The organism is Microbacterium sp. LWO12-1.2 (genome assembly GCF_040675875.1).
Lineage (GTDB): Bacteria > Actinomycetota > Actinomycetes > Actinomycetales > Microbacteriaceae > Microbacterium.
The window spans coordinates 742,995-756,259 of the sequence record NZ_JBEGII010000001.1 but is presented as its reverse complement, the minus strand read 5'-3'; the positions used below and the strand labels follow the sequence as shown (position 1 = coordinate 756,259).

13 protein-coding genes are annotated in these 13,265 nt (G+C 66.5%); 8 read left to right on the top strand and 5 right to left on the bottom strand.

Annotated elements, in window-relative coordinates; genetic code table 11:
- Positions 1–101: 101 nt before the first annotated feature.
- Genes MRBLWO12_RS03520 through MRBLWO12_RS03510 form a run of 3 tightly spaced genes read right to left on the bottom strand, consistent with a single transcriptional unit; the run spans position 102 to position 2,120 of the window.
- Positions 102–1,109 carry a 3-oxoacyl-ACP synthase III family protein gene (locus MRBLWO12_RS03520; protein ID WP_363552745.1) on the bottom strand — a complete coding sequence of 336 codons (1,008 nt, stop codon included), beginning with the start codon at positions 1,107–1,109 and terminating at the stop codon, positions 102–104.
- Positions 1,110–1,135: 26 nt separating this feature from the next.
- Positions 1,136–1,903 carry an SDR family NAD(P)-dependent oxidoreductase gene (locus MRBLWO12_RS03515; protein WP_363552743.1) on the bottom strand — a complete coding sequence of 256 codons (768 nt, stop codon included), beginning with the start codon at positions 1,901–1,903 and terminating at the stop codon, positions 1,136–1,138.
- Positions 1,896–2,120: an acyl carrier protein gene (locus MRBLWO12_RS03510; protein ID WP_363552741.1), complete on the bottom strand. Its 225-nt coding sequence runs from the start codon at positions 2,118–2,120 to the stop codon at positions 1,896–1,898. Before MRBLWO12_RS03510 ends, MRBLWO12_RS03515 begins: the two co-directional genes overlap by 8 nt.
- Before the next feature lie 65 nt (positions 2,121–2,185).
- On the opposite strand from MRBLWO12_RS03510, the gene MRBLWO12_RS03505 reads away from it, so the two are divergent.
- Complete coding sequence (locus tag MRBLWO12_RS03505) at positions 2,186–3,091, top strand: LpxD N-terminal domain-containing protein (protein ID WP_363552739.1); 906 nt, start codon at positions 2,186–2,188, stop codon at positions 3,089–3,091.
- Positions 3,092–3,107: 16 nt separating this feature from the next.
- On the opposite strand, the gene MRBLWO12_RS03500 is transcribed toward MRBLWO12_RS03505, so the two are convergent.
- Positions 3,108–3,782, bottom strand: coding sequence for a GCN5 family acetyltransferase (locus MRBLWO12_RS03500; RefSeq protein WP_363552737.1), 675 nt, complete (start codon positions 3,780–3,782; stop codon positions 3,108–3,110).
- A gap of 174 nt (positions 3,783–3,956) precedes the next feature.
- Between MRBLWO12_RS03500 and MRBLWO12_RS03495 the strand changes: the two genes are divergently transcribed.
- The 4 genes from MRBLWO12_RS03495 to MRBLWO12_RS03480 are packed head-to-tail and all read left to right on the top strand — an operon-like array spanning position 3,957 to position 8,730.
- A complete protein-coding gene (locus MRBLWO12_RS03495) occupies positions 3,957–5,165 on the top strand; it encodes a hypothetical protein (protein WP_363552735.1) in 1,209 nt (402 codons plus the stop codon).
- On the top strand, positions 5,149–6,324 hold the full coding sequence (locus MRBLWO12_RS03490) for a glycosyltransferase (protein WP_363552733.1): 1,176 nt from the start codon (positions 5,149–5,151) through the stop codon (positions 6,322–6,324). The genes MRBLWO12_RS03495 and MRBLWO12_RS03490 overlap by 17 nt, the downstream gene beginning before the upstream one ends.
- A complete protein-coding gene (locus MRBLWO12_RS03485) occupies positions 6,321–7,508 on the top strand; it encodes a glycosyltransferase (RefSeq protein WP_363552731.1) in 1,188 nt (395 codons plus the stop codon). The genes MRBLWO12_RS03490 and MRBLWO12_RS03485 overlap by 4 nt, the downstream gene beginning before the upstream one ends.
- A gap of 1 nt (position 7,509) precedes the next feature.
- Positions 7,510–8,730: a glycosyltransferase gene (locus MRBLWO12_RS03480; RefSeq protein WP_363552729.1), complete on the top strand. Its 1,221-nt coding sequence runs from the start codon at positions 7,510–7,512 to the stop codon at positions 8,728–8,730.
- On the opposite strand, the gene MRBLWO12_RS03475 is transcribed toward MRBLWO12_RS03480, so the two are convergent.
- Entirely contained in the window at positions 8,722–9,867 is a 1,146-nt protein-coding gene (locus MRBLWO12_RS03475) for an acyltransferase family protein (RefSeq protein WP_363552727.1), read from the bottom strand. The two genes, MRBLWO12_RS03480 and MRBLWO12_RS03475, sit on opposite strands and share 9 nt — an antisense overlap.
- A 112-nt stretch (positions 9,868–9,979) precedes the next feature.
- On the opposite strand from MRBLWO12_RS03475, the gene MRBLWO12_RS03470 reads away from it, so the two are divergent.
- From MRBLWO12_RS03470 to MRBLWO12_RS03460, 3 genes are read left to right on the top strand one after another with little or no spacing between them, the layout of a single operon-like run.
- On the top strand, positions 9,980–11,035 hold the full coding sequence (locus MRBLWO12_RS03470) for a glycosyltransferase family A protein (protein WP_363552725.1): 1,056 nt from the start codon (positions 9,980–9,982) through the stop codon (positions 11,033–11,035).
- A gap of 36 nt (positions 11,036–11,071) precedes the next feature.
- A complete protein-coding gene (locus MRBLWO12_RS03465) occupies positions 11,072–12,157 on the top strand; it encodes a glycosyltransferase (RefSeq protein ID WP_363552723.1) in 1,086 nt (361 codons plus the stop codon).
- Positions 12,154–13,242, top strand: coding sequence for a glycosyltransferase (locus MRBLWO12_RS03460; RefSeq protein ID WP_363552721.1), 1,089 nt, complete (start codon positions 12,154–12,156; stop codon positions 13,240–13,242). The genes MRBLWO12_RS03465 and MRBLWO12_RS03460 overlap by 4 nt, the downstream gene beginning before the upstream one ends.
- Positions 13,243–13,265: the final 23 nt, after the last annotated feature.

Genomic DNA, 13,265 nt, shown 5'->3' with positions numbered 1-13,265 from the left:
GTACTCGTCGACGAACCGGCGAACCTGTTTTATGACGCGGGGGTCGCCGTCGATCGGGACGAAGGAGAGAATCAGGAGCGTCGGACGTGCGACCGGCGCATTCACCACGTCGCGACCAGTCCGCCCCAGGACAAGCCGACACCGAATCCGAGCATCATCACGCGCATGCCCGGGATGAGTGCGCCCTGTCGCTCCGCGTCGGCGAGCGCGATCGGGATGGTCGAGGACACCGTGTTCCCCGACTCGGCGAGGGAGACGAAGAACTTCTCTGCCGGCACCTTCAGCTTCTTGCGCAGGTGCTCGAGCATGAACGCGTTGGCCTGATGGAATACGAACAGATCGATGTCGTCCTGCTCCAGCTGCGCCTTGGCGAGGATCTCCTCGACCGTCTCTGGGACGACGCGCAGGGTGAAGTTGAAGATGTCCGGGCCGTCCATGTAGAGGTCGTAGCCGGACTCGACCAGATCGCGCACCGCAGTGTCCGCCTTCGGCTGCAGGGCCGAGCCTGCGCGGAGCCCGCCGTTGGGGACTATGAGGCTCTTGCCGCCGGCGCCATCGGTGCCGTAGGTGAAGGCCGTGAGTGCGGTGTCCGAGCCATCCGAGGTGACGAGCGTCGCCGCCGCACCATCGCCGAAGATCGTGCGCACGGACTTGTCAGCGGGGTTGATGAACTTCGTGTACGTATCGGCCGTCACGACGAGCACGTTCCGTGCCTGACCGGACTCGATCAGGCCCTTGGCGAGGCCCAGGGCATAGACGTAGCCGGAGCACCCGAGCGTGATGTCCGTCGCACCCGCCGAGGTCGGGATCCCGAGAGCGTCCTGCACGATGCACGCCGTCGATGGCAGGTAGTAGTCGGGGCTCTGAGTGCAGAGGATGACATAGTCGATCGACTGAGGGTCGATACCTTCGCGCTCGAAGAGGCGGCGGGCGGCAGCAATCGCAAGATCGGAGGAGAACTCGTCAGCTCCGGAGATGTGGCGGCGGTCGATCCCGGTCTTGCCAGAGATCTTCTCCACACTCCATTCGGGGAACTCTCTCGACAGATCCTCGTTGCTCAGGACGGTCTCAGGCAGGTAGTAGTCGACTGCTGCAATGCGTGCACCCATGCGGCAAGTCTACGGGCCGAGCAGCGTCACCTCGCCGTGTACCCGCCGTCGACGACCATGACCGAGCCGGTCACCCACCGAGACACGGGCGAGAGGAGGTAGAGCGCAGCCCCCGCGACATCGTCGACGGTGCCGAGCCCTAGCGGATGAGCCGCGTCGATCTCACCCCAAGCATCGGCACCGACAGAGGACCTCAGGCGCTCGGTCAGGGCCGTCATGACGATCCCCGCGGCGATGCTGTTCACACGCACGCCCTCTCGCGCGAGCTCGAGTGCGAGGGACTTGCCAAGGGAAGCGACTGCGGCCTTGCTCGCGGCGTATGCGCTCACTCCCGCCTCGCCGACGAGACCCACCGCAGAAGACAGCAATACGATACTCGACGATTCGGCACGCACTTTGGGGTGGCGGAACGCCTTGGCCAGCATCAGCGCACTGGTGACGTTGATGTCGAACAGCGCGGCCGTCTGGTCTGCCGTCGCAATGCGCAGAGGCGCCGTCACATGCACGCCCGCAGCGTGCACGAGCCCATCGAGCGGCCCAAGCTCGGCGGCGATCCCGCGAAGCAAGGCAGAGACGCCGGAGTGATCCGTGAGGTCGTACGGCACGACCATGTGTCCTTCACCCGCGAGCATGTCCCGGGTCTCGGCGAGTTCGGTCTCACGCCGTCCGATCAGCGCGACGCGCGCTCCTTGGCGGCTCAGCGCCAGCGCCGTCTGCCGTCCGATGCCGGATGTGGCCCCCGTGACCACGACGGAACGGCCGCCGAGGTTCAGATAGTCGGAGCTGTCAGACACCAGCACGAGTGAGCGCGTGCAGGTCGGCGACAGTCTTCGCATTCGCGAGCTCGTCGGCGTCGATGGTGACCCCTACCGCCTCGTCGACCTCGGCGATGAAGCTGATGTTGGCGAGAGAGTCCCAGCCGACTGCGTCCAGCTCGTCCGCCAGCGCGACCTCATCGGTCTCGACCTCGAGAATCTCCGCCACCAGATCAAGGAACGCCTTCTCATCCATGCTCCGATCATATCAACACCCTTTTGGCGCCGGCCGCGGCGCGCCGGTCGCAGTAGGGTCGGAGCATGAACGCGCCACAACTCACCGCCGCCGTCATCACCGAACAGCTCTCCGCCGTCCTCGCTGGCCCCGACCGCGCGGTGACGGGACTCGCCCCTTTGGGTGAGGCTGCGGAGGGCGATCTGACTTTCGTGGTCGATCCGGTGGCGAACGCGGATGCGGCCACCGCCGCGCTCCGTGCCGGTGCGATCCTGCTGGCCCCCTCCACGCTCCCCAGCGAGAGCATCGTTGGAACGGCGATTCTCGTACAGAACGCTCGCGCCGCCTTCGCTCAAGCGGTCGCGGCCCACTTCGCGCGACGACCGATCCCCGGCATCGCCGCGACCGCTCGCGTCGACCCGGAGGCGCAGGTGCATCCCGGAGCCCATGTCGGCGAGTACACCGTGATCCGCGCCGGCGCAGTAGTCGCCGACGGTGCTGAGATCCGCGACCACGTCGTTATCGGTCATGACGTGCGCATCGGAGCGTACGCTCTCATCAAGAGCCACGCCGTCATCGGCGAGGAGGGTTTCGGCATGGAACGCGACGCCGACGGTGACAACATCCGCATCCCGCACGTCGGCTCGGTGATCATCGAGGAGCACGTCGAGGTCGGGAACTTCACGACCGTGTGCTCCGGCACCATCTCCCCCACCCGCGTGGGCGATCACACCAAGATCGACGACCACGTGCACGTCGCGCACAACTGCCGGATCGGGCGCAACGTGATCATCACCGCATGCGCGGAGATATCGGGCAGCGTCGTGATCGACGACGATGCCTGGATCGGTCCGAACGCGTCCGTCATCCAAGGGGTGACTCTGGGGCGCAACTCTCTTCTGGGCATCGGCGCGGTCGCAGTGAAGTCCGTCCCTGCGGATGAGATCCGCATCGGCAACCCGGCACGCAGACTCGGCGACAACAAGCGCTGAGCTCGCACCACTCCCGTCAGTAGTTCTCGGCCGGCACCTTCTCGAACCACCAGAAGGGGTGCGTCAGAACCTGGATGACCGGCTCCTTGTCGATCCATTCGGCGAAGTGCCCCTCGCGCCAGTTTCCGCTGCTGTCGCTCAGATACTTCATATTGGGCATCATGAACCGCGGCTCATAGGCGTGGTAGCTCACCGTGTCCGACCAACGGTCGAGCAGTTCTGCGGCGAACTCGAACCCGCCAAGGCGCGCAGGTTCATGCAGGCTGAAGCCGCCGATCGAGCGTCCCACGGCTGTCTCGAAGACCGTCCGCTGACGCTCGGCCCACTCAAAATTGTCGCCTCCGAGCACCTCACCGATGCCTCCCTCGAGGTGCAGCTGGACCTCATGCCCGAGTTCTTCCATCTCGCGGATCATCACGAGCGAGGGCAGACTCATCAGACTGTATCCACGCGCATGCACCCGGAGGAAGATGCTCGACGAGCAACCTGCTTCGGCATCGACCCTGGCGACGCGCATGGCCTGCTCGATGCTGTTGTCGATGTCGTGGCGGAGGATGAGGTGCTTCTCCTGCGGCGCATCGAGGTACTTCGCGAAGCTGGTGACCGCATATCCGCTGTCAAGGTAGGCATGCAGCGTCTCCGCATAGTCCTTGAGCGAGAAGCCCTTCTTGCCCGGCTCTGAGGAGGTCATCGATCCACCGTTCCAATCGGTCCCGGTCCATCGGAACGGGACCGCGGCAACCCGCTCAATGATAGCCGTCTGCCGCTGACCTCCCGTTTCGGCGCCTCGGTATAATGGCGAGATGATTTCCTGTCCTCCGGAGAATGCACGCTCGACGTGAACCGGAACAGAATCCCCCGGTGGGTGAACGCCGTGATAGACCGGATCGCCGACTCCCCGATGAGCCCCATCGGACGGATCGCGGCACGCCGCTACGGCAAACCCGTCCCCGGTGCAGTGGGCGTGACCGTGTTCGAGGAGCGCCTCACTCGCGTGTTGATCGCTCCCGTCAACTACTCCGGCCAGGCCTTCGCCTGGGCCCGGGCACTCGAGCGACACTCGCAGGGCATCTCCGCGCGAAACATGGCCATCGAGGTCCCCTGCGGGTTCGACTACCCCGCCGATCTCGTGGTGCCGGTGCCGACCTATCACAATGACACCGCCTGGCAGCGCGCACAGCTGGAAGCAGCGCAGCGCGCGACACACGTCCTGATCGAGGCTGAGGAGCCGCCGTTCGGCCGGCTGCTCGGGCGTTCCGTGGCGGCCCAGGTCGATGCCCTTGCGAAGGGCGGTGTGAATGTCGCCTTCCTCGCGCACGGCACCGATGTGCGCCTGCCATCGCGGCATCTGCGCGACAACCCGTGGTCCCACTACGCGGACCCTGAGATCTACGCAGCGCGCGACGAGGTCGTCGCGACGCGCAACATCGACCTCCTCGAGACCAGCGGGCGCCCGGTCTTCGTGTCGACCCCCGACCTGCTCGAGGACCTGCCTGCTGCGGTCTGGTGCCCAGTCGCCGTCGACATCTCGCGGTGGGAGCGCCCGCGGAGCGCGCGCAGTCGCGACCGGCGCCTGCGCGTCGCCCATGCGCCCTCCGTGTCGGTGATCAAAGGGACGCACCTCATTCGAAACACGCTGGAACGGCTGGAAGCGGAGGGCATCATCGATCTGGACATCATCCAGGGCGTACCGACGGCCCAGATGCCGGACCGCTTCGCAATGGCCGACGTCCTGATCGATCAGCTCAGGATTGGCTCATACGGCGTCGCCGCCTGTGAGGCACTCGCCTCGGGATGCATCGTCGTCGGGCACCTCAGCGAGCGCGTCAGGAACGCCGTGAAGAACGCGACGGGAATGACCCCGCCGATCGTCGAAGCCACGCCGGATACGATCGAACACGTTCTCCGTGAACTTGCCGCTCGCGACGACCTCGAGGAGCTCCGCACGCCGGGGGATGCATTCGTCCGCGCCGTCCACGACGGTCGACGATCCGCAGAGGTCCTCGATCAGGCGTGGCTGATGCTCCCCCGGTCAGGAACGGAACAGGAAGAAGCCGATGCACCCGCGCGTTGAAGCCGTCTGGAAACTCGTCCCCAAACCTGTACAGGACACGATCGCCTCGACGGTCGACCGACTGCAGGGAGTGACGCCACCACCACCCCCGGTGCCCGACCTCAGCCGTCCCACCCGGATGCTCGTCGGCCCTGTGAACTATGCGGGACAGGGGTACCGGTGGTCACGGGCCGCGGAGACGTCCGGCACGGTTTCCGGAGTCAACTACGTGCATTCCGGCAACAACCTTCTGCAGTACCCGGCCGACTACACCGTCCCCTGGCGCACCGCCGAGCACTCGCGTGCGTGGCAGAAGGCGATGCTCGACGCGATCGCCGAGAACTACACGCACGTACTGATCGAAGCGTGCTTCCCGATCCTCGGCGGGATGTTCTCGGGAGATCTGCGGCGCCAGACCGCGCTGCTGCGGGAGCGCGGCGTGCATGTCGGCATCGTCGGACACGGAAATGAGGTGCGCCTGCCGTCGACGCATCTCGAATCGACGCCGTGGTCCCCGTTCACCGACAGCGACGAGTGGATCCCCGTCGACCTCGCGGAGAAGGCCGTGGCTGCCAATCTGGCGGCCATCGCGGATCTCGATCTACCGACGTTCGTCTCGACTGCGGGCCTGCTCGTCGACCTCCCCCAGGCGCAGTTCCTCGGAGTGGTGATCGACCAGCAACAGTGGATCAATGACGAACCGCTTCTCGAACGCGACCGCATCCGCGTCATCCACGGCCCCACGAATCCGCATGTCAAGGGAACACCCCTGATCGTGCCGATCGCCCAACGTCTCCACGACGAGGGACTCATCGAGTTCATCCAACTCGACCGCGTCCCGAACCACGAGATGCCCGCCGTGATGGCGTCAGCCGACGTGGTCCTCGATCAGTTCCGGATCGGCGACTACGGGGTCGCGGCCTGCGAGAGCATGACGTCGGGGCGTGTCGTCCTCGCTCACATCACGGAGCAGGTGCGCCGTGAGGTCGAGACCCACGCGGGCATGGCGCTGCCGATACCGGATACAACGCCGGACACCCTCGAGCATATGCTCCGTGACATCGCCGTTCGGCGCGACGAGTACCGAGCCATCGCCCGTACCGGCAAGGACTTCGTGGCCCGCCTCCACAACGGCGACTTCTCGCGCGATCAGCTGATGAAGCATTTCCTCGCGGCATGAGCATGCGCATCGCGATCGTCTCTCGCATCTACCGTCCTGAACCATCCGCGGCATCCTCATTCCTCGGAGCTGTCGCCGACGACGCCGTCGCTCGCGGGCACCACGTCACCGTTCTCACAGCGCGGCCTCCGCACGGCATCGACGTCGGCGAGCCAGCCGAAGACGTGCGCATGTCTCCTGTGCTGCGCGACCGCAGCGGCTACGTGCGGGGCTACCTCCCGTATCTCAGCTTCGATGTGCCTCTGTTCTTCCGGCTGCTCTTCCTCCCCCGGCCCGACGTGGTCTTCATGGAGCCACCGCCCACCACCGGTTTCGTCGTCCGCGTCGTGTGCACACTGCGCCGCATCCCCTACGTCTACGATGCCGCGGATGTCTGGTCGGACGCTGCTCAGCAGGTGACCGCATCACGGCTCGTGCTCCGCGTCTTGCGGGCGACGGAGCGCTTCGCGATGCGGGGAGCGCGCGCGATCGTCACGATCTCGCAGGGCGTCCTGGATCGCATCGCCACCCTCGGTATCTCGCGGCCGGTCGTCGTGACGGGATTCGGCGCCGACACCACCTCGTTCCTCCCGCCGACAGAGGCAGAGGTGCCGACCGAACGTGTGTTCGTGTACGCGGGCACATATTCGCATTGGCACGGTGCGGAGATCATCGTGGATGGGTTCGCGGCGTTCACCGTCACGCATCCCGGATACGTCCTCCGGTTCATCGGAAACGGCAGCGAGCGGGAGGCACTCGAGCAACGCGCGAGGGAGCTCGGCGTCGACCACGCCGTCGATTTCATCGAGACCATACCGAGCGCCGACCTCGTCCCCCACCTGCACCGGGCGGTGGCCAGCTTCGCCACCCAGCTCCCCGACTCGGGATACGAATATGCCTTCGCCACCAAAGCCTATTCGTCGATGGCCGCCGGATGCCCCGTGATCTTCGTGGGGCCGGAGGCCGGGCCCACGGGTGCGTTTCTCCACCGCGCGAACGCGGAGGTCCGCGGCGGGATCGTGAGCACATACGATGCCGCGTCCGTCGCTGCAGCCATGACGGCACTGGCAACGGATCCGCTCACCGCTCCGGAACGCCACCGGGTGGCGGCTTGGACCGCAGCCGGCCATTCGCTCGCGGCCGTCGCCGCACGAGTCGTGGACGTGCTCGAAGCGTCCGGCGACGATGCCGCGGAGCACGCCTGAGATGCGCAGACAGCTCAACGCCATCGCCGGGTGGATCATCAGGAACCGCTCGCAGCTTCCCACGTGGGTCAATCGTGCTCTCGATTCGGCGGCCCGCGACCCCGACGGTCTGATCGGTCGTCTCGCTCATCGGGCCTTGGGCGGCGGCGAGGCTCCCATCACGGACGTCCCCGACGCCCCCGTCCGGGTCTTCATCGGCCCCACGAACTACTCGGGCCAGGGGTACCGATGGGCTCGCGCCCTCGAGACGGCTGCCCCTGACCTCCGCGCGCGCAACATGGAGATCGTGCTGCCCATCGGATTCTCCTTCCCTGCGGACACTCCCGTACCTGTCGCGTCCACATCGTCGTCGGAGTGGACGCAGGCGGAGTGGGATGCCGTGCGACAGTTCTCCCACGTGCTCATCGAGGCCGAGCGCCCCCTGTTCGGTCGGCTGTTCGATCGACAGGTGAGCGCAGAGGTCACTGCGCTGGAGGAAGCCGGTGTCTCGGTGGCTTTCCTTTCTCATGGCACCGATATCCGCAATCCTCGTGAACACGCCCGTCGCACGCCATGGTCGCCGTATCCGGAGGATCCACGCACCGAGGTGCTGCAGGCCGATGCGGACGCGAATCTCGAACTGCTCACGCGACTGCGCCGTCCGACCTTCGTCTCGACTCCCGATCTCCTCGACGACGTACCGTGGGGCATCTGGTGCCCTGTCGTGATCGACATCGATCGGTTCCGCACCGACCAGCCTGCGATGGCCAAGGATCATGTGCGGGTCATCCATTCCTCCAGCTCTGCCGTGCAGAAGGGCAGCCACCTCATCGAACCGGCGCTCGCACCGTTGATCGACGGGGGCGCGGTCGAGTACGAGCTGATCACCGGCGTCAGCTCCGACCGCATGCCGGGCATCCTCGCCGACGCAGACATCGTGCTGGATCAGTTCCGCCTCGGGTCGTACGGTGTGGCCGCTTGCGAAGCGATGGCCGCGGGTCGAGTGGTCGTCGGGCACGTGCTTCCCGACATCCGCGCGCGCATCGCCGCCGAGATCGGAATGCCGCTTCCCATCGTGGAGGCCGACCCCGAGACGCTCAGGTCGGTCATCACCGCGCTGATCGAGGATCCGGAGACGGCGCGTGCTGCGGCTGCCGCCGGCCCGCGATTCGTCGAGGCCGTGCACTCGGGTGCGCGCAGCGCCGAGGCACTGCTGAACGGGTGGATCCGCACGTCAGACTGACGCGACGCGAACCTTCACCCGCTTCTCGTCGCGGTTGTCCTTCCAACGGCGCATCCGCTTCTCCAGGGCATGCTCGACGAAGGTGTGCAGCGCCCACGCGGCGACCAGGTCGACAACGAACAGGGCCGCGAACCAGAGAAGATTCGTCCAGGACGCCGGCTGGTAGCCGAAAATCCGCAGTGCGAGGTAGATGAACGTCGCGTGCACCAGGTAGAAGGCGAAAGACCACTCTCCGAGACGCACCTGCCAGGTCGAGGCAAACCAGATCCGTCCCCCACGCAGCGCATGGTTGGCAAGAGCCACGATCGCGATCCCACAGGCGACCGTGAAGAGTTCGTTGGATATCCCGTCGACGAGAACTCCCCAAGGCCCGCCCGCGGCATAGCGCTCGGCGACTAGTCGGAGCGCCACCACGGCCCCCAGAGTCGCCACTCCGATGAGCGGGTGAATGCGCGGACGCCACCCCGAGCGCATCGCCCACGCCAACGCCATACCCAACACGAACTCGGGAAGCCGCTGCATCGGAACCGGGACGATCCCGAGACCGCTCTCGGGCCAGAGCAGCGCCGTGAGCCGGAACGCGAAGGCGTACAGAACGACGCCAGCCGCGAGAAGCAATGCGCCGCGCTTCGCCATCGGAACGAGCACCCGCGAGATCCACGGGTGAAGCGCATAGAAGAAGGCTTCGCAGGTCAGAGTCCACGCCGCCGGGTTCCCCGAGAAAAGGATCATCGGGTTCGACCACCAGGCTTGGATGATGGGCACTGACAACAAGAGGATCGCCAGATCGAACGGCTTGAGGAAGCTACCATCGCCGACGGGGAACAGCGTGTAGAACACCGGGATCGCGATCAGGAGTGCAACCATGTGCGCGGGCCAGATGCGCGCGAATCTTCGCCAGTAGAACGTCGAGATCGGCACTGCCGGGCGCGCTGACCAGGTCAAGACGAACCCGGACAGTACAAAGAAGAATGTCACGCCGAGATAGCCGTTGAGCAGCACCGTCTGGGTCGGGCCCGGGAGGGGCGCGAAGTTGTTCATGTGGTACAGGAACACTGCGAAAGCGGCCCACCACCGCAGACCGGTGAGCGAGTCGAGCCGTCCGGTCCGCTGGGCGAGGGTCGATACAGCGTGCACGCGGAAGTTGCCTTCTTGTCGGTGAGGACGCACGGTCCGCAGGGGCGACCGGCTGGAGCAAGGATACCTGCAGACGGCCCAGCGCTCGGCAGCGCCCGTTAGAATCGAGCACATGCCGTTGCCCGACGTGGACGTGGTCATCCCCGTGCACACGCCCAGTCGTCCGATCGAGCGCGCAGTTCGCTCGGTGCTCGCGAACACCGTTGCCGTCCGCGTCACGGTCGTCGCTCACAACACCAATGCCGACGCCATCGCCGCGAACCTCGCCGATCTTGCAGATCATCCGGGGGTGCGGGTGCTCTCGCTCCAGGACGGGATCTCGTCTCCGGCCGGCCCGATGAACCACGGCATCGACGCCGCGGAGGCACCGTACTTCTGCGTACTCGGCTCAGACGATGAACTCGACCCCGGCGCACTCGACTCCTGGCATACCGTCGCCGTGTCGACGGGAGCCACGACCGTCATCCCTCGTGTCCGCGTCGAGCAGAGCGTCGAGACCACGCCGCCCACACGGCGAGGACGCACGCGCGATCTCGATCCGGTCAAGGACCGGCTCCTTTACCGATGCATGCCGCTCGGGCTCATCGACCGCTCCCGCTTCGGGCACCTCCGTTTCACCCCCGGCCTCGCGTCGGGAGAGGACCTGGAGTTCACCGCAGAGCTTTGGTTCACCGGCTCCCACATCGCCTACGACCGGAACGGCCCCGCCTACTTCGGCCACGACGACGCCACCGATCGCGTGACCAGGACGGTGCGGCCGCTGGCTGAGGACTTCGCCTTTCTGGATATCGTCGCTGCGCGGCCCTGGTACGCGGCGGCGGGCGCAGACCTGCGACGGGCCTTCGGCGTCAAGAACCTGCGCGTGCATCTGATGGATGCCGTTGCCGCGCGCCTCGAAGCCCCCGGCGGTATCGAGGCACACAGCGCCGAGCTTCTCGCCGTCGCCGCCAGGATCGAGCGGATGTCCCCCGGCGCCATCGCCCTCCTCGCCCGAGCGGATCGGAAGGTACTGGTCGAACTCGGTGGCAGCGCGCCCTCCGCGGAGCAGATCCGAACCCACCTCACGGCTCGGTGGGGAGGCGGCCCGGACGGTCGCCTGACCGCAAACCCGTTCCTCTCGCTGCACCGACAGGCGCCGTATCGCACGCTCCGCGACATGCTGCCGTAGGGACGAGCCGAAGCCTCGCGGTAACATCGACCTGGTATGGAATCTCCACTTGTCGATGTCACGATCGCCGTCCACTCAGCCACCCGCCCGATCGCGCGCGCCGTCGCCTCCGTCGTGAACGGCACTGCGGCGCCGGTCCGCGTGAACGTGGTCGCGCACAACATCGACCCGGAGATCATCCGGACGAACCTCGGCGAGTACGCCGATCACCCGGACGTGCGTCTGCTCGCCCTGCGCGACGGCATTCCATCGCCGGCCGGCCCGATGAACCTCGGTATGGCGGAGGCCACGGCGCGGTTCCACACACTCCTCGGCTCTGACGACGAGTTCGCGCCGGGCGCGATCGACTCCTGGCTCGCTCTCCAGCGGCGCACCGGAGCCCAGGTGGTGATCGGTCGCATTCGACTCGTGACGGGCGGCCCAGACCCGTACCCGCCGGTCAGGCGAGGCCGTCGCACCACCGGTCTTAGCGCGGATCGCGATCGTCTGCACTATCGGAGCGCGCCACTCGGCCTCATCGACCGTTCACGCTTCGGCGACCTCCGGTTCGCGCAGGGCCTGGCATCGGGCGAGGATCTCTCCTACTCGGCCGCACTCTGGATCACCGCGGAGAGCATTGCGTATGACCTTTACGGCCCGCCCTATGTGGGACACGACGACGCGGACGACCGGGTCACATCTGCTCCACGGAGCGTCGCGGCCGATTTCGAGTTCCTGCGTACGATCGAGGACGCGGACTGGTTCGCCCGCACATCGTCCGCTGATCGACGCGCGCTCGCGGTCAAGCTGATTCGCATCCACTTCTTCGATGCGGTGGCCGCCCGCCTCGACAGCCCGGGGATCGCGTCGGTGAGCGACGAACTCCTCCGAATGCTGGATCGGGTCTGCGGGTGGGCGCCGGGGGTGCTGTCCGTCCTCTCGCAGGCGGACCGACGGGTCATCGACGAGCTTCGCACCGGCTACCCTGATCCCGAGCGCACACGCGCCCTCCTCGGGCGTCGATGGATCTACCTCTCCCTCGGAGCACAGCTCACCCGGAATCCGTTCCTGGCCCTGCACCGGCAGGCGCCGCTACGCACGCTTTTCGCCGGTGCGCGCTCGCAGAGGGTCGGCCAGCTGTGACCGCTGTCGCTCCTCTGGTGGACGTTACGATCGCGGTCCACTCCGCGAGCCGTCCTATCCGGCGTGCCGTCGCCTCGGTGCTCGACGGCACCGAGGCGCCAGTGCGAGTCATCGTCGTCGCACACAACATCGATCCTGCGATCATCCGCGACAACCTCGGCGACCTCGCCACCGACGACCGCGTTCTCATGCTCGATCTCCAAGACGGCATCCGCTCCCCCGCCGGACCGATGAACGCAGGCTTCGCGAACTCCACTGCACCGTTCATCGCGCTCCTCGGCTCCGACGACGAGTTCGCCCCCGGCGCACTCGACTCCTGGCTCCGTGTGCAGCGATCGACAGGCGCAAGCACCGTGATACCGAAGATCGCGATCATCGGGCGGCACAACAACCCGCTGCCTCCGCTGCGAGATGGCAGACGATCACGGCGTCTGGATGCCGCAAAGGACCGCCTCGCGTACCGGAGCGCGCCGCTCGGTCTGATCGACCGCGACAGATTCGGACACCTGCGCTTCTCCGAGGGGCTCTCCTCCGGCGAGGACATCGCTTTCACCGCCGAGCTTTGGTTCCGCGGACGGAACCTCGCCGTCGACATCGACGGCCCGGCCTACGTCGGTCACGAGGACGAGAAGGATCGAGTCACCTTCACTCCGCGCCCTGTGCGAGAGGACTTCGCTTTCCTCGCCGAACTTGAGGGCGCAGACTGGTTCCGCAGTCTGCGCGAACAGTCTCGGACCGCAATCGTCGTCAAGCTCCTGCGCATCCAGTTCCTCAGCGCGATCGGTGTGCGAGCGACAAGCGCGGAAGAGCTCGTGTCCCACCAGCCCGAGCTGCGAGACACGCTCGACCGCCTCGAACAGCTGGCGCCCCGTGCGCTCCGACTACTGTCCCGTGTCGACCACCGGATCATCGCGGAAGCGTTCGCAGCCGCCCCCGACGTAGAGCGGATCAAGGTGCTCGCCAACGATCGCTGGAATCAGCGTTCCTTCGGCGCACTTCTGACACCGAACCCGTGGCTGTCGCTGCACAGACAGGGCATGATGCGCCTGTTCTTCGCCGCCAACCGCACCGACCGGATCAGCTGATCCGGTCGGTGGCAGCGCGCGAG